The following is a 15,287-nucleotide window of genomic DNA, read 5'->3' as shown; positions in this document are numbered from 1 at the left end:
GGCCACAAGTGGTTCTGCTCGGCGCCCATGTGCGATGCCTTCCTGACCCTGGCGCAGACCGAGAAAGGCCTCAGCTGCTTTCTGCTGCCGCGCCATCGCCCCGATGACGGCCGCAACCAGTTCTATATCCAGCGCCTGAAAAACAAACTGGGCAACAGCTCCAACGCCTCCAGCGAAGTGGAGTTCCGCGGTGCGCTGGCGTGGATGATCGGCGAAGAAGGACGTGGGGTGCCGACCATCATCGAAATGGTCGCCATGACCCGCTTCGATTGCATGGTGGGTTCCAGCGCGTTGATGCGTCAGGCCCTGACCCAGGCCACTCACCACTGCGCGCACCGCAAGGTCGGCGGGCGGGCACTGAGCGAGCAGCCACTGATGCAGAACGTGCTGGCCGACCTGGCCCTGGAAAGCGAGGCTGCGCTGGCCATGAGCCTGCGCATGGGACAGGCGCTTGAGCAACTGGACGACCCGCAGCAGGCGCATTTTGCCCGGCTGGTCACGGCGGTGGGCAAGTACTGGATCTGCAAACGCGCACCCGCCATGATCAACGAGGCCGCCGAGTGCCTGGGCGGCGCGGGTTATGTGGAAGACAGCATCCTGCCCCGGTTGTACCGCGAGGCGCCGGTCAACTCGACCTGGGAGGGCTCGGGCAATGTGCAGTGCCTGGATGTGCTGCGGGCGTTGTCCAAGGAGCCCGGTGTGCTCGATGCCTTGTTCACCGAATTGGGCGATGGGCACGGTGATGCTCGGTTGGCGGCGCATATCGGTAACCTGAAGGGGGCATTTGCCGATACGGGCGACATGCAGTACCGGGCGCGGCAGCTGACCGAGGATATTGCCTTGGCATTGCAGGCCAAGCTGTTGCTGGAGGCGGGCAATGCGTTGGTCAGTGATGCGTTCATTGGTAGCCGGCTGGCGGGTGGTGGGCGGGTGTACGGGGCGTTGCCGCGCGGTGTTGATGTGCAGGCCCTGGTGGCCAGGGCAACACCCACCTGGCCAGGTTGAGTGGGCTGTGAGGGCCCTGTCGCCGGCAAGCCAGCTCCCACAAGTAGTGCACCGGTGTCGAATGCTCTGCAGTTCCTGTGGGAGCTGGCGTGCCGGCGATGAGGCCGGGACTGACCACCGGGGATGTATTTGCCACGAAACGCAGGCAAGATGCTTCACATGCATGTCCAGACAGGAAGCACAGTGTGAGCCACGCTTTTGTAGTCGTTGATACTCCCGAACAGGCCGTCGACCGTTTGGCGGCCCTGCACGAACAGGCCACAGGGGCCCTGAGCCAGGCCCTGAAGCGTTACCTGAAGGACCGTACCGAGCCGGACGCCGAAGAGCGTGACCTGTTCCGCTACCCGGCGCTGCGCCTGACCTACTTCAGCCACGGCGAAGTCGCGGCTACAACGCGCGCCTACGCCAAGGTTCAGGTGGCCGGCACCTACAGCGTCACCGTCACCCAGCCAGCGGCATTTCGTGGCTACCTGCTGGAGCAACTGCGCCCGCTGATGCACGACTACACCGTCACGGTAGAGGTTGGCGTCAGTGAACAGAACATTCCTTACCCCTACGTGGTCGACCAGGGCGACGAGCTGGCTGGCAGCGGCATCACCGCCGCGCAATTGGCCAGGGTGTTCCCAAGCACCGACTTGTCTGCCGCCACCGACAATATCGCCGATGGCCTGTATGACTGGGACAGCACCGATACCTTGCCGCTGGCGCTGTTCGATGCCGCGCGCGTCGACTTCTCGCTGCGTCGCCTGGTGCACTACACCGGCAGCGACTGGCGCCATGTGCAGCCATGGATCCTGCTGACCAACTATCACCGTTATGTCGACCAGTTCATCAGCCACGGCCTTGAACAGCTGCGTGACGACCCGCGCTTCGTGCGCATGGTGCTGCCGGGCAACGTGGTGATCGAAAAAGCCATGGATCACGGCGAAACCCAGGCGCTGGTGGCAAGCGTGGTCTGGCACCGCTACCAGATGCCCGCTTACCACCTGATCGCCGCCGACGGCGATGGCGTCACCCTTGTCAACATCGGTGTCGGCCCGTCCAACGCCAAGAACATCACCGACCACCTGGCCGTGCTGCGTCCCCACTGCTGGCTGATGATCGGTCATTGTGGCGGCCTGCGGCAGTCGCAGACCATTGGCGACTACGTACTCGCGCACGCCTACATGCGCCGCGACGGTATTCTCGACCGGGTAGTACCACCGAACATTCCGATCCCGGCCTTGGCCGAAGTGCAGCTGGCCTTGCAGGAGGCCGCCGCGCAGGTGACCGGCGAACGCGGCGAGCAGCTGAAGAAGCGCCTGCGCACCGGTACCGTGCTGACCTACGACGACCGCAACTGGGAGCTGCGCTGGGCCCAGGAGCGGCCGCTGATCAACCTGTCGCGTGCCGTGGCGGTGGACATGGAAAGCGGCACCATCGCGGCCCAGGGTTACCGTTTGCGCGTGCCATACGGCACCTTGCTGTGTGTTTCCGACAAGCCGTTGCACAGCGAGATCAAGCTGCCTGGCTCGGCCAACGCGTTCTACAACAGAGCGGTAAGCCAGCACCTGAAAATCGGCATTGCTGCCCTCGACCTGCTGCGCACCGAGCTCAACTCGCTGCACTCGCGTAAACTGCGCAGCTTCGATGAGCCGCCGTTCCGCTGAGGATCCATGTCACTGCCACCCCGTAACAAGCCGCGCCGCCCCCAGGCGCGGCCTGCCGCCGGCCCGCGTCGCCAGGCCAAGGCGCCACCGGCCGAGCCGCGCCTGATACTGTTCAACAAACCGTTCGACGTGCTCACCCAGTTCAGCGACGGAGAAGGGCGCGCGACCCTCAAGGACTTCATCGACATCCCGGGCGTGTACCCGGCCGGGCGGCTGGACCGCGACAGTGAGGGCCTGCTGCTGCTGACCAACGATGGCGCCCTGCAGGCCCGTATTGCCGACCCCAAACACAAGCTGGCCAAGACATACTGGGTGCAGGTAGAGGGCGAGCCGAGTGACGAGCAGTTGCAGCGCTTGCGCGACGGTGTGGAACTGAACGATGGCCCGACCTTGCCGGCCGAGGCACGGCGCCTGGAAGAGCCAGACCTGTGGCCGCGCAACCCGCCGGTACGCTTTCGCAAAAGTGTGCCGACCCACTGGCTGGAACTGGTGATTCGCGAGGGGCGCAATCGCCAGGTGCGGCGCATGACGGCGGCGGTAGGGCTGCCCACCTTGCGCCTGGTGCGGGTACGGATTGGCGACTGGGCGCTGGATGGGCTGGAGCAGGGCTGCTGGCGCGAAGTCCCGGCGAAACTGCAGCGTTAGAGCCGGGTCCGCTTGGCGCAGGCTCGGCATTGTGCGATCCCTTGTAGGAGCGGCCTCGTGTCGCGAACGGAGCGCAAAGCGCTCCCAGCACTTCAAGCGCTCTACACCCCTTCGAGGAACCCCACCACCACGCTCTTGATGATAAAGGCCAGCACCCCAAGGCCCAACACGAAGAACAGTATCAGCGTCCCGAACTTGCCCGCCTTGGACTTTTTCGCCAGGTCCCAGACGATGAACCCCATGAAACCGATCAACACGGTGACCAGGATGATCATCATCCATTCTTCGAATACGGCGGGATCCATCGTTGTTCTCCGGGCAGGCTGAGCAGCCGATTATACGCCAGCGGGCGCAGGCAATCAGCGCAGGTGGGTCAATGGCAGCTCGGTGCTGGCCAGTACCTGGTTGAGCACGAAGCTCGACCGTACGCTGGTAACGCCTTCGATACGGGTGAGGCTGCCCAGAAGCAGCTTCTGATAGTGGTCCATGTCCGGCACCACCACTTTCAGCTGGTAGTCAGCATCCATGCCGGTCACCAGGCTGCATTCGAGCACCTGCGGCAAGTTGCGAATGGCCGCCTCGAAGGTTTCGAAGCGTTCAGGGGTATGGCGGTCCATGCCGATCAGCACGTAGGCGGTCAGGCTCAGGCCCAGCTTCTTGCGGTCGAGCAAGGCTACCTGACGCGAGATGTAGCCGTCGTCTTCCAATTGCTTGACCCGACGTGAGCACGGCGAAGGCGACAGGCCGATGCGTTCGGCCAGTTCCTGGTTGGAAATGCGCGCATCGCGCTGCAGTTCGGCGAGGATGCTCAGGTCGTAGCGGTCAAGTTTGCTCATGGCATTTGCCTTTTCTGTTCAGATTGCGGCGAATTATCAATCCAGGGTTAAAAATTGCGCAAGTGCTATTTATCTCAGCAATCTTCGCAATCCTGTGTCGCAGTGGGTCCGGTATCTTTATCAACAGAATCACTGCCCGGACATCAGTCCACGGCGACGCGCTCTAGACGGGCGGTCGCGGCCAGCCATCCAACCAGGATCTGCAGGCCCCCGGGCTACACACCTTCCAGAAGACGGTGTGAGGTGAGCCGGCGCCACAAGCGCCGAGCACGGACGACAATTCCTGAAGGGAGGCCCTGCGGCCTCCCTTTTTTCATGGCTGCGATTTCATTCGCCGGGGATGCAGGCGCGGTAGACTGGCGGCAGGCCGTTTCATATACCGCGAGGCACAACATGAAGTCGCGCATCTGGCAGTTGGCAGGTGTTGGTTTGCTGGGTTTGAGCATCAGCCTCGGGGCCCTGGCCGAAGGGCCGGGCGAGGGGCATGGCGAACACGGCCAGCAGGTGCAAGGGGAGGGTGGGCCCGGTCGTTCGCTGAACTCGCGCGACGAGGTGCGCCAGACCCAGCCGCCACGGCAGGGGTATTACCAGGACATTCCGCGCCGTCACGGCGATGACCACCACTGGCAGGCAGGTGGCCCGGGGCAACGGCCCGGCGGGGACTGGCAGGGGCGCCCGGATGGCCATGGCAATGGCTGGGGGCCTGGGCCGCAGTACCGTCCGGGGCAGACTGTGGAGCGCTTTGCGGATCGCTACTGGAAAGTGCCTTATCGCGGGCAGGAGTACTTTTATTCCGGTGGCTACTGGTACCGTCCGCACGGTGGCCGATACATCGTCGTGGCGCCGCCTTATGGAGTAAGGGTGGAGTACCTGCCGTCCTATGCCCGTGAAGTGTGGTTGGGCGGGGCGCTGTTTTTCCTGGTGGCCGATACCTATTACCAGTACATGGCCGACAGCCGCGAGTACGTGGTGGTCAACCCACCTGCCGTAGCGCCACCGCCGGTGGCGGTCGCGTCGGCGAGCGGTGGTTATGACGTGGTGGCTTACCCCATGTACGGCCAGGGCCAGGAGCAGCAGGACCAGGACCGCTACCAGTGCCATCGCTGGGCGGTCAGCCAGTCAGGGTTCGACCCGGCGACAGCGCCGTATGCGCCGCCGGTCAATGTGGCCGATAACTATCGGCGCGCGCTGGGCGCCTGCTTCAGTGGGCGGGGGTACAGCATCAACTGATCGAGGTGTACGGCCTGCCCAGGCGCTATCGCCGGCAAGCCAGCTCCCACCGGCATTGTGCATGCATCGAGGCCGGTGCAGTCCCTGTGGGAGCTGGCTTGCCGGCGATAGCGTCCTTGCAGGTTTACACAGGATCCGCGTGCACCATCACATCCGCTTGGGGATAACGCTGGCGGATTACCCTTGAGGCCTCGACGCATAGCTCATGCGCCTGATGCAGCGGCAGCTGCCCCGGCAGTTCCAGGTGCAACTGCACGAACCACTGGTTGCCCGACACCCGCGTACGCAGGTCATGCACGCCTTTCACCCCGGGGATGGCCAGCACCAGTGCGGCCATGGCCTCGCCGACATTACCGGGCAGTTCCTTGTCCATCAGGATGGCCGTGCTTTCGCGGGCAATCTGCAACGCGCTCCAGAGGATATAGAACGCGATGCCCAAGCCGAACAGCGCATCCAGTTGCGGCCAGCCAAAGCGTGCCAGCAGCAGGGCCAGCAGGATGCTGCTGTTAAGCAGCAGGTCCGACCGGTAGTGCAGGGAGTCGGCGCGCACCGCAGTTGAACCGGTCAGCCGGATGACCTTGTGCTGCAGCGCCAGCAGGGCCAGGGTGAGCGCCAGCGACAACAGCATCACCGCGATCCCTGTACCGGTATCCCCCAAAGGTTGCGGGCTCTGCAGGCGTTCGACCGCCTGTACCCCGATCAGCACCGCACTGACACCGATGAACAGGGCCTGCGCCATGCCGGCCAGGGCTTCTGCTTTGCCATGGCCAAAACGGTGGTCATCGTCGGCGGGGCGCAGCGCATAGTGCACGGCGAGCAGGTTGAGAAACGAGGCGACAGCGTCCAGTGCCGAGTCGGTCAGCCCGGCCAGCAGGCTGACCGAGCCGCTCAGCCACCAGGCCAGCGCTTTGCTCAGCACCAGGATGCTGGCCACCGCCAATGATGCGCGGGTGGCCAGGCGTAGCAGGCGCTGGTGTTCAGCCGGGGTGGTGCTCATCCGTGGTCAGTGTCCTTGTGCTCAGTGCCCTTGTGGTTCAGGCGGCGGGCGCCAGGCCCAGGCTGGCCAGCTGCTCGACGCTGCCACGGTGCTGGATCAGCCGTGGGTCGTTCAGCGGCAGGCGCTGGCCAAGTTCGCTCTCGAGGATGGCCTGCAGCTTCAGGTTGTCGACCTTGCCATCCGGGCCGACGGCGTCGCGCAGTTTGCCCGGGTCGACCTGTGCGGTATGCCCGCCTGGGTAGTAGATGGCGCCCGTGGCGAAGTCGATGCCGAAGGCGATCAGGCCCGGGATCACGTAGAACAGGATGCCGATGGCGTCCATGGCGGCAACCACTGGGTCGATCTTGCCGCCGATCTGGCCGCGACGGTCCGGGTAGAAAAGGGTGCCGCAGGCGGTCAGTTGGGTCAGCAGGGTGGCGATGAGGGCGCCACCGATGACGCGGGTTGGGATGCGCATGTAAATCTCCGAAAAGTTCTTCAGCAGGGCAAGCGAAGCGCCTGCGCCTGTTGCTAAGACCATGATAGAGCAGGCTGGGTTCGCCGTTATACTCGCCGGACTGTTCGAGGACCACCATGATTTCTTTACCAATCGATGCCGTGTTGCCGGCCCTGCGCCAGGCCCTGGAAAACCGCGACGAAGCCGTGCTGGAGGCGCCCCCTGGCGCCGGCAAGACCACCCGCGTGCCGCTGGCGCTGCTGAACCAGCCGTGGCTGGCCGGGCAGACCATCCTCATGCTTGAGCCGCGACGCCTGGCGGCGCGGGCAGCTGCCGAGCGGCTGGCCAGCGAGCTGGGCGAAAAGGTGGGCGAAACCGTGGGCTACCGTATCCGCCTGGACAGCAAGGTCGGGCCGAAAACCCGCATCGAGGTGGTCACAGAAGGCATCCTCACCCGTCGCCTGCAGGCCGACCCGGCACTGGAAGGTGTGGGCCTGCTGATTTTTGACGAATATCACGAGCGCAGCCTGGACGCAGACCTGGCGCTGGCGCTGAGCCTGAATGGGCGCGAGCTTTTGCGTGACGACCCGCCGCTGAAGATTCTGCTGATGTCCGCCACCCTGGAGGGCGAGCGGCTGTCGCGGCTGCTGGACGATGCCCCGGTGGTCAGCAGTGAAGGGCGCATGCACCCGGTGGACATTCGCTGGGGCCGGCCCTTCCAGCCCGGGGAATTCATCGAGCCGCGGGTGGTGGATAGCGTGCTCCAGGCGCTGGCTGACCAGACCGGCAGTGTGCTGGTGTTCCTGCCGGGCCAGGCCGAGATCCGCCGTGTGCACCAGAGCCTGCAGGAGGCGTTGGGCGAACGCCCCGGGATTCTGCTGTGCCCGCTGCATGGCGAACTCGACCTCAATGCCCAGCGCGCTGCCATCGACCCTGCGCCCAAAGGCCAGCGCAAGGTGGTGCTGGCCACCAACATCGCCGAAACCAGCCTGACTATCGACGGCGTGCGCGTGGTGATCGACGCAGGCCTGGCGCGGGTGCCCCGTTTCGACCCCGGCAGCGGCATGACCCGCCTCGACACCCAGCGCATTTCCCGCGCCAGCGCCACCCAGCGCGCCGGCCGTGCCGGCCGACTTGAGCCGGGTGTGTGCTACCGCTTGTGGTCCGAGGCCCAGCATGACCAGCTTGCCACCCATGGCAGCGCCGAAATCCTTCAGGCCGACCTGGCCGGCCTGGCCCTGCAACTGGCGCGTTGGGGCGTTACGCCCGAGCAGTTGCGCTGGCTGGACCAGCCGCCTGTTGCCGCATTCGGCCAGGCCCAGGACCTGCTGGCGCGGCTGAATGCCTTCAAGGCGGGTAGCCGCGACAACCTCAGCGAACATGGCCAGGCCATGGCCGAGCTACCCGCCCACCCGCGCATCGCCCACCTGTTATTGCGTGGCCAGGACCTGGGCCTGGCACAGATGGCTTGTGACGTGGCGGCGTTGTTGGGCGAGCGGGATATCCAGCGCGGCGGCGGTGCCGACCTGCACAGCCGGCTGGCGCTGGTCAGCGGCGAGAGCAAGGCTGCCCGTGGCGGCCAGGGTGGCGTGCAGCGCGCCCGCCAGCTGGCGCGCCAGTACCGCAGCTTGCTGCGGGTCAAAACGGGTGCGCCCGTCGCTGACCCGGATCACCCACGTTGGCTGGGCGCGCTGCTGGCGCTGGCCTACCCCGACCGCGTCGCCCAGCAGCGCCGCGAGGGCGGTGCCGAGTATCGCTTGGCCAACGGCCGTGCGGCGCTGTTTGCCGAAGTCGATGCCTTGATGAAGTGCCCGTGGTTGGTGATCGCCGACCTCGGTAGCCGGCAAGGCCAGCGTGAGGAGCGGATCTACCTGGCGGCCGAGTTCGACCCGGCCCTGCTCGACGGCGTGCTGGCCGAGCAAGTCGAGCGGGTCGACATTCTGGATTGGGACGAGCGCGAGCAGGTGTTGCGTGCCGAGCGCCAGATCAAGGTTGGCGAGCTGGTGCTCAGCCGCGAGCCGCTGCCCGGCCTGGACGACCAGGCTCGGGCCCGGGCGTTGCTTGGTCTGGTGCGGCGCAAAGGCTTGAACGTGCTGAGCTGGACGCCTGAACTGCGGCAGTGGCAGGCACGAGTGGCACTGTTGCGCCAGCTCGACCTGGCCAAGGAAAGCCACAGCGACTGGCCCGATCTGGGTGACGAAGCCCTGCTCGCCAGCCTGGAAGACTGGCTGCAGCCGTACTTGGGCAAAGTGTCCCGCCTCAGCCATTTCGCCGCGCTGGACCTGCCGTCGATGCTGCGCAACCTGTTGCCCTGGCCGCTGCCGCAGCGCCTGGAAGAACAGGCCCCGGCGCAGCTGACGGTGCCGTCCGGCTCCAGCATCCGCCTGGATTACAGCGAAACCCCGCCGATCCTCGCCGTGCGCCTGCAAGAGCTGTTCGGCCTTGCCGACACACCGCGCATCGCCAACGGCCGCCAGCAAGTCAAACTGCACTTGCTGTCGCCGGCGCGTCGCCCGGTGCAGGTGACCCAGGACCTGGCCAACTTCTGGCGCACGACCTATGCCGAGGTGAAGAAGGACCTGAAAGGGCGCTATCCGAAGCATTACTGGCCGGATGACCCGCTAGTTGCCGAGGCTACGGCACGGGCCAAGCCTCGCGGGACCTGAAACCACAAGGTCTGGTTGGGGGTCAGTTGTGAACACGCTGCAGGATGAAAAGAGTGTCAGCACCTGCCTGGGCGTTCAAATAGGAGAATCGAGGGGTATCGGTTGCAGAATCGTGTCGCGCCTTGACGGCGTGGCCAAGATGGTCGCGCAGGCGGCACAGCACTGCGTTCTCTGACCACTCCAAGGGTTCGATCTTGATGAAGTCGCTGACGGTTGAGACCTGATAAAGGCCCAGGTAGCCATTGCGGCTGATGCCTACCTTTTTTTCGTGGTCCGGCCCACTTCCGGTGATCATGAAGTGCAATCGATCCGAGCTTCTTGAATGCAGCAGAAAGCGAAAGGTGTAGGCAGGCTTTTCCTTGCCCGCAACGATCCAGTCGCTTTGACCACCCAGGACGTTGCCCTCACGGTCTTCGAAATAGCTGCGGTAAACGGCTCTTTCGGGATCAGCAGACGGCGTTGTGGTAGCGGGCGGCACGGTATGCAGGGTGCCAAGGAATACTTCGAGTTGGTCAGCCCACGTGGTGGGGATGGTAGGTACGTTCACCTGCTGTTCTCCATCGGTTCGAAAAGGCGAGCCCAGCATAGTGGGCCCTCCGAACAGCAGGCATGGTCAAGGGCTTCCTTTGGCGGCATGTCAGCCGGCGGTTTCGCCCTCCAGCAGCATGAACAAGCGAAACAGCACCACGGTGCTGAACAGCTGCAGGAATCCGCTGAGGCTGTCCATGGCCAGTTCCATGCCCGGCGATGGCTCGGGGAAGGCCATCAGCAACAACCCGTCGATCAGCCAGATCGGCGCCAGCACACTCACCACGCAGATCATGATCCGCATGAAGTGACCGGTGGTCATGCGCGCGCTTTCGCGCATCGCCTGCACCACGGGCAGGCCGCGCAGCACCAGCAGGTACTCGGCGAACACCAGGTTGATCATGATCCACACCCCCGGGAACACGAACAGTGCCAGGCCGGCCATGATCAGCAGCGAGCTGATCAGTATCAGCAGCGCCAGTTGCGGCCACAGTTGCAGGGCCCGGGCGAACAGGTCGCGCTTGCCGATTTCCTGGCCATTGCTGCGGGTGTCGAGGTAAAGGATCAGTGCCGCGCTGTACAGCGGGTAGAACAACAGACTGACCAGCATGCCGTAGGCCGGCGATGCCTGGTCGCCCATCTGCCGGTACAGCAGTTGGGTGAGCAAGGCCTCCAGCACCACCAGCGGCAGGCACAGCTGGACAATGTTCGGCAGGTGGCGGCGGAAGAAGTACAGGGAGTCGCGCAGGACGCTCAGCGGATTCATCGGTCAACATCGCATGGCAGTAAAAACAGGGGCATAACTTTAGCCCAAAGCGGGCCCGCGTCTGTCACTTGCTGAAAAAAGTTTCACGGCACAGGTTATTGAATCCTACGCCTGCACGCCCCATCTTTGAGCCTGTCCGATGTCCCGCTACCCATGAGGTCGCCCCATGAATACTGAAGAACAATCCCTGATCGACGGCCTGTTCGGCCGCATCAAGCAAGCCGAAGACCCAGCGCAGCCGCGTGATGCGCAGGCCCAGGCATGCATCGAGGGGCACCTGCGTCAGCAGCCGGCGGCGCCTTACTACATGGCCCAGGCGATCCTGGTACAGGAAGCCGCACTCAAGCGCCTGGACGAGCAGAACAAACAGCTGGAAGCCGAACTGAAGCGGGCCCGCGCGCAGGCCGAGGCCGCACAGGCTGCCAATAGTGCGCCGAGCAATGGCGGTGGTGGCTTCCTGTCCGGCATCTTTGGTTCGGGTGGGCGTAGCGCTGCCCCGGCTGTGCAGCAGCCGCAGCGTCCTTCGGCACCCGCGGTGGCGTCGGGCGGTGGTTGGCGTGAGCCGTCGGCACCGGGTTTTTCCCAGCCACAGGCGCAGCAGCCGGGGTTTGGCGCCGCCCCTGCGCGCGGTGGTGCCAGCAGCTTCCTGGGTGGCGCCATGCAGACCGCCGCCGGTGTGGCGGGCGGGGTATTGCTGGCGCAGGGCATCAGCAGCCTGTTCAACCACAACTCGCAACCGGAAGAGGTGGTTGAAGTGGTCAATGAAGAGCCCCTGCCGGCCAGTGACAGCGGCGGCTGGAACGACCAGGGCGGGCAGCAGCAAGTGGCTGACAATAGTGGGTGGGGCAATGACCAGGGTGGTTACGCCGACACCGATTATGGCAGCGATGGTGGTGGGTTCTTCTCGGACGATGACTCGTACGTCTGACAGGTCTGGCATACTGCTGGCATTTCCGGTGGCTGCCAGGCGGCCCCCGGTATCCCAGGCCAGACATGAGGTTCCCAGGTGAAAAAGATCGCGCTGTTCGCCGATGTGCAGAACCTCTACTACACCGTGCGCCAGGCGCACGGTTGCCATTTCAACTACACCGCCCTGTGGGCCGATGTCAGCCGCGAAGGCCAGATCGTCGAGGCCGTGGCCTACGCCATTGATCGCGGTGACAGCAAGCAGCAGCAATTCCAGCAGATTCTGCGCAACCTCGGGTTCGAGGTGCGGCTGAAGCCGTTCATCCAGCGCAGCGATGGGTCGGCCAAAGGTGACTGGGACGTTGGCATCACCCTGGATGTGATTGACGCGGCAAGCCGGGTCGACCAGGTCGTGCTGGCCTCGGGGGACGGCGATTTTGACCTGTTGCTGGAACGGGTGATCCAGCGCCATGGCACCGAGGCGGTGGTGTATGGCGTGCCTGGGCTTACCGCGCTGTCGTTGATCCGTGCCGCCACCCGCTATGTACCTATCGAAGGTACGCTGTTGCTCAAACACTAAGGTCTGTTCATGGAACGTATTGCTGTCATCGACTTTGAAACCACTGGCATCACCCCCAGCGCCGGCTGCCGCGCCACCGAGGTGGCGGTCGTGATGCTGGAGCGCGGGCGTATCGTCGAGCGCTACCAGAGCCTGATGAACGCCGGCGTGCCGGTGCCGGCGTTCGTCGCCGGGCTGACTGGCATCACCACCGCCATGCTGCGCAGTGCGCCACCGGTGGACAAGGTGATGAACGAAGTGGCCGAATTCGTCGGTGGCACGCCACTGCTGGCGCATAACGCTGCCTTCGACCAGAAGTTCTGGGACTACGAACTTGGCCGTATCGGCCGCAGCCGCAGCCAGTCATTCGCCTGTTCGCTGTTGTTGTCGCGACGCTTGTTGCCGGCGGCGCCGAACCACAAGCTGGGCACTCTGACCCGCTGGGCCGGGCTGCCGGATACCGGTGCCGCGCACCGTGCCATGGCTGATGCCGAGATGGCGGCCAACCTGCTGCAGCATCTGACTGGCGTATTGCGCCAGAACCATGGGGTGCAGCAACTTTCGCACGATATGCTGTGCCGCTTGCAGAAAACACCTGCGGCGAAGGTTCGCGAGGCGTTGGCGAAATATTGTTAGAGCGGCGCAAAAGTGTGCCGCCCATTTCAAGCCATTTTGTAACTTATCTTTGCCTTGGCAGGCCCTTAAACTGAATCACCCGTAAACGGATTTCGAGTTTTTCCATGCCTGCCTCCCGTCGCTTCCCGTTATTGCTCATTGGTGCCTTTCTTGCCCTGTATCTGGTTTGGGGCTCCACCTACCTGTTCATTCGCATTGGTGTCGAGAGCTGGCCGCCGATGCTGATGGCCGGGGTGCGCTTCCTGATTGCCGGTGGCCTGCTGTATGGCTTCCTGCGCTGGCGCGGGGTGCCAGCGCCGACGTGGCCGCAATGGCGAGCGGCGGGGGCGATCGGCTTTCTGCTGCTGAGTTGCGGCAACGGCGGTGTGACCGTGGCCGAACATGCCGGCGTGGCTTCGGGCGTGGCAGCATTGGCGGTGGCGACGGTGCCCCTGTTCACCTTGCTGTTCGGCCTGTTGTTCGGGCACCGTAATTCCAGGTTGGAGTGGGCGGGGATTGCCCTTGGGCTGGTGGGCATCGGCATGCTCAACCTGGGCTCCAACCTGCAGGCCAGCCCGATTGGTGCAGCATTGATCATTTTCGCCGCCGCCTCCTGGGCGTTTGGTTCGGTGTGGAGCAAATCGCTGCCACTGCCGCAGGGCCCGATGGCCAGCGCCGCGGAAATGCTGGTCGGTGGTGCCGTGCTGTTGCTGGGCAGTGTGCTGTCTGGCGAGCGCATGACGCAGATGCCGACAGCCGCCGGCTGGGGAGCGCTGGCGTACCTGGTGTTGTTCGGCTCGATCCTGGCGTTCAGTGCCTACATGTACCTGCTCAAGCATGTTCGCCCGGCGGCCGCCACCAGCTATGCCTACGTCAACCCGGCGGTAGCGGTGTTGCTGGGCATCGTCTTTGCCGGTGAACAGATTGGCGCCGAAGAGTGCGTGGCCATGGCGGTGATCATCGGCGCGGTGGTGCTGATCGGCCTGCCGCAGTGGCGCAAGGCACCTGCGCCGGCGCAACCGTTGAAAGGTGAAATCTGCAAGTAGGCAGGGGCGATGCGGTAAACTTGCCGCCTTCGCTGAACCCCCTGACGGTATTGCCATGAATTTCGCCAAACTCGGCCTGATCGAACCGCTGCTGCGCACCCTGCAGCAGCTGGACTACACCACCCCGACCCCGGTGCAGGCCAAGGCCATCCCCGCCGTGCTGGCCGGCCGCGACCTGATGGCCGCAGCCCAGACCGGCACCGGCAAAACCGCAGGTTTTGCCCTGCCTGTGCTGCAACGTCTGGCACTGGAGGGCGAGAAGGTGGCCGCCAACTCGATCCGCGCGCTGGTGCTGGTGCCCACCCGTGAGCTGGCCGAACAGGTGCACAACAACGTGCGCGAGTACGCTGAAAACCTGCCGCTGAGCACTTATGCGGTGTATGGCGGGGTCAGCATCAACCCGCAGATGATGCGCCTGCGCCGCGGCGTCGACCTGCTGGTGGCCACGCCAGGTCGCTTGCTCGACCTGTTCCGGCAGAACGCGGTGAAGTTCAACCAGGTGCAGACCCTGGTGCTGGACGAAGCCGACCGCATGCTCGACCTGGGCTTTGCCGAAGAGCTGCAGTCGGTGTACGCCGCACTGCCACGCAAGCGTCAGACGCTGCTGTTCTCCGCTACCTTTTCCGAGCAGATCCGCATGCTGGCGGGGCTGGCCCTGAATGACCCGCTGAGCATCGAAGTCAGCCCGCGCAACGCCGCGGCCGCCAGCGTCAAGCAGTGGCTGGTGCCTGTGGATAAAAAGCGCAAGGCCGACCTGTTCTGCCACCTGCTGCGCAAGCAGCGCTGGACCCAGGTGCTGGTGTTTGCCAAGACCCGCAACGGCGTCGACCAGCTGGTGGAGCGCTTGCTGGCAGAAGGGGTGAATGCCGACGGCATCCACGGCGACCGCCCTCAGGCCACCCGCCAGCGCGCCCTGGACACCTTCAAGGCCCGTGAAGTGCAGGTGCTGGTCGCTACAGATGTGGCGGCCCGTGGCCTGGATATCGACGACCTGCCGCTGGTCGTCAACCTTGACCTGCCGATTGTTGCCGAGGACTACGTGCACCGCATCGGGCGTACTGGGCGGGCGGGTAACAAGGGCGAGGCGATATCGCTGGTGTGTGCCGATGAAGTGCAGATGCTGTCGGCCATCGAAGTGCTCACCCGGCAGACCCTGGCGCGCCATGAAGAGCCTGATTTCATCCCCGAACACCGGGTGCCGATGACCGACGCCAGTGGCCAGGTGGTCAAGAAGCCGAAGAAGCCCAAGAAGCCAAAGGAAAACAGCGCCAAGCGCGGGTTGGGGCGCTGGATGGACAGTGGCGAGCCGGAGCCGGCGGTGAAGGCTGTGCGCAAGGTGCCTAGCTTCAATGGTGGGCCACGCAAGCGTAAGCCTTGAAAATTCTGGGGCTGCAAAGCAGCCC

The 15,287-nt window shown here is 64.6% G+C and carries 16 protein-coding genes; 10 read left to right on the top strand and 6 right to left on the bottom strand.

Annotated features, from left to right (window positions below; all coding sequences use genetic code 11):
• The 3 genes from HP546_RS03980 to HP546_RS03970 all read left to right on the top strand — a co-directional run.
• Positions 1–1,005: acyl-CoA dehydrogenase family protein (locus HP546_RS03980; protein WP_256678423.1), on the top strand; the 1,005-nt coding region annotated here is incomplete at its 5' end.
• A gap of 185 nt (positions 1,006–1,190) precedes the next feature.
• Positions 1,191–2,654: an AMP nucleosidase gene (gene amn / locus HP546_RS03975; RefSeq protein ID WP_172219922.1), complete on the top strand. Its 1,464-nt coding sequence runs from the start codon at positions 1,191–1,193 to the stop codon at positions 2,652–2,654.
• A gap of 6 nt (positions 2,655–2,660) precedes the next feature.
• Entirely contained in the window at positions 2,661–3,299 is a 639-nt protein-coding gene (locus HP546_RS03970) for a pseudouridine synthase (RefSeq protein WP_256678422.1), read from the top strand.
• A 101-nt stretch (positions 3,300–3,400) separates the two neighbouring features.
• On the opposite strand, the gene HP546_RS03965 is transcribed toward HP546_RS03970, so the two are convergent.
• Together HP546_RS03965 and HP546_RS03960 are read right to left on the bottom strand one after the other, a co-directional pair.
• Positions 3,401–3,604 (bottom strand): DUF2788 domain-containing protein, encoded by a 204-nt coding sequence (locus HP546_RS03965; protein ID WP_003249787.1) that lies wholly within the window; start codon positions 3,602–3,604, stop codon positions 3,401–3,403.
• 54 nt (positions 3,605–3,658) lie between these two features.
• Positions 3,659–4,135: an Lrp/AsnC family transcriptional regulator gene (locus HP546_RS03960; RefSeq protein WP_003249795.1), complete on the bottom strand. Its 477-nt coding sequence runs from the start codon at positions 4,133–4,135 to the stop codon at positions 3,659–3,661.
• A gap of 393 nt (positions 4,136–4,528) precedes the next feature.
• Here HP546_RS03960 and HP546_RS03955 point away from each other — a divergent pair, with 393 nt between their 5' ends.
• The gene (locus HP546_RS03955; protein WP_172219919.1) at positions 4,529–5,365 is read left to right on the top strand and encodes a DUF6515 family protein; all 837 of its coding nucleotides are present in this window, start codon (positions 4,529–4,531) and stop codon (positions 5,363–5,365) included.
• A 124-nt stretch (positions 5,366–5,489) separates the two neighbouring features.
• Here the strand turns inward: HP546_RS03955 and HP546_RS03950 are convergent, their stop codons facing one another.
• Together HP546_RS03950 and HP546_RS03945 are read right to left on the bottom strand one after the other, a co-directional pair.
• Positions 5,490–6,362 (bottom strand): cation diffusion facilitator family transporter, encoded by an 873-nt coding sequence (locus HP546_RS03950; RefSeq protein ID WP_172219917.1) that lies wholly within the window; start codon positions 6,360–6,362, stop codon positions 5,490–5,492.
• A 37-nt stretch (positions 6,363–6,399) separates the two neighbouring features.
• Positions 6,400–6,819: a polyribonucleotide nucleotidyltransferase gene (locus tag HP546_RS03945; protein ID WP_172219914.1), complete on the bottom strand. Its 420-nt coding sequence runs from the start codon at positions 6,817–6,819 to the stop codon at positions 6,400–6,402.
• 116 nt (positions 6,820–6,935) lie between these two features.
• Between HP546_RS03945 and hrpB the strand changes: the two genes are divergently transcribed.
• Complete coding sequence (hrpB, locus tag HP546_RS03940; RefSeq protein WP_172219911.1) at positions 6,936–9,464, top strand: ATP-dependent helicase HrpB; 2,529 nt, start codon at positions 6,936–6,938, stop codon at positions 9,462–9,464.
• 22 nt (positions 9,465–9,486) lie between these two features.
• Here the strand turns inward: hrpB and HP546_RS03935 are convergent, their stop codons facing one another.
• On the bottom strand, positions 9,487–10,011 hold the full coding sequence (locus tag HP546_RS03935; protein ID WP_372242408.1) for a hypothetical protein: 525 nt from the start codon (positions 10,009–10,011) through the stop codon (positions 9,487–9,489).
• A gap of 90 nt (positions 10,012–10,101) precedes the next feature.
• On the bottom strand, positions 10,102–10,758 hold the full coding sequence (locus tag HP546_RS03930; protein ID WP_172219908.1) for a YciC family protein: 657 nt from the start codon (positions 10,756–10,758) through the stop codon (positions 10,102–10,104).
• A gap of 166 nt (positions 10,759–10,924) precedes the next feature.
• On the opposite strand from HP546_RS03930, the gene HP546_RS03925 reads away from it, so the two are divergent.
• From HP546_RS03925 to HP546_RS03905, 5 genes are all read left to right on the top strand, one after another.
• Positions 10,925–11,686 (top strand): DUF2076 domain-containing protein, encoded by a 762-nt coding sequence (locus HP546_RS03925; RefSeq protein ID WP_172219905.1) that lies wholly within the window; start codon positions 10,925–10,927, stop codon positions 11,684–11,686.
• A 78-nt stretch (positions 11,687–11,764) separates the two neighbouring features.
• Entirely contained in the window at positions 11,765–12,244 is a 480-nt protein-coding gene (locus HP546_RS03920; RefSeq protein WP_172219902.1) for an NYN domain-containing protein, read from the top strand.
• A gap of 9 nt (positions 12,245–12,253) precedes the next feature.
• Entirely contained in the window at positions 12,254–12,859 is a 606-nt protein-coding gene (locus HP546_RS03915) for a PolC-type DNA polymerase III (RefSeq protein ID WP_172219899.1), read from the top strand.
• A 104-nt stretch (positions 12,860–12,963) separates the two neighbouring features.
• Positions 12,964–13,884 carry a drug/metabolite exporter YedA gene (yedA, locus tag HP546_RS03910; RefSeq protein WP_172219896.1) on the top strand — a complete coding sequence of 307 codons (921 nt, stop codon included), beginning with the start codon at positions 12,964–12,966 and terminating at the stop codon, positions 13,882–13,884.
• Between the two features lie 55 nt (positions 13,885–13,939).
• On the top strand, positions 13,940–15,262 hold the full coding sequence (locus tag HP546_RS03905) for a DEAD/DEAH box helicase (RefSeq protein WP_172219893.1): 1,323 nt from the start codon (positions 13,940–13,942) through the stop codon (positions 15,260–15,262).
• Positions 15,263–15,287 lie beyond the last annotated feature (25 nt).

Source organism: Pseudomonas sp. CM25, from assembly GCF_013179705.1.
In the GTDB taxonomy this organism is placed as follows: Bacteria; Pseudomonadota; Gammaproteobacteria; order Pseudomonadales; family Pseudomonadaceae; genus Aquipseudomonas.
The sequence above is the reverse complement of the archived record's forward strand: the minus strand, read 5'-3'. Positions and strand labels throughout refer to the sequence as shown.

Bases quoted from the DNA above. Each gene is read 5' to 3' on its own strand.
- HP546_RS03955 (WP_172219919.1), top strand. From the start codon at position 4,529: ATGAAGTCGCGCATCTGGCAGTTGGCAGGTGTTGGTTTGCTGGGTTTG.
- HP546_RS03945 (WP_172219914.1), bottom strand. From the start codon at position 6,819: ATGCGCATCCCAACCCGCGTCATCGGTGGCGCCCTCATCGCCACCCTG.
- HP546_RS03915 (WP_172219899.1), top strand. From the start codon at position 12,254: ATGGAACGTATTGCTGTCATCGACTTTGAAACCACTGGCATCACCCCC.
- HP546_RS03965 (WP_003249787.1), bottom strand. From the start codon at position 3,604: ATGGATCCCGCCGTATTCGAAGAATGGATGATGATCATCCTGGTCACC.
- HP546_RS03930 (WP_172219908.1), bottom strand. From the start codon at position 10,758: ATGAATCCGCTGAGCGTCCTGCGCGACTCCCTGTACTTCTTCCGCCGC.
- HP546_RS03925 (WP_172219905.1), top strand. From the start codon at position 10,925: ATGAATACTGAAGAACAATCCCTGATCGACGGCCTGTTCGGCCGCATC.
- HP546_RS03905 (WP_172219893.1), top strand. From the start codon at position 13,940: ATGAATTTCGCCAAACTCGGCCTGATCGAACCGCTGCTGCGCACCCTG.
- HP546_RS03970 (WP_256678422.1), top strand. From the start codon at position 2,661: ATGTCACTGCCACCCCGTAACAAGCCGCGCCGCCCCCAGGCGCGGCCT.
- hrpB (WP_172219911.1), top strand. From the start codon at position 6,936: ATGATTTCTTTACCAATCGATGCCGTGTTGCCGGCCCTGCGCCAGGCC.
- HP546_RS03960 (WP_003249795.1), bottom strand. From the start codon at position 4,135: ATGAGCAAACTTGACCGCTACGACCTGAGCATCCTCGCCGAACTGCAG.
- yedA (WP_172219896.1), top strand. From the start codon at position 12,964: ATGCCTGCCTCCCGTCGCTTCCCGTTATTGCTCATTGGTGCCTTTCTT.
- HP546_RS03950 (WP_172219917.1), bottom strand. From the start codon at position 6,362: ATGAGCACCACCCCGGCTGAACACCAGCGCCTGCTACGCCTGGCCACC.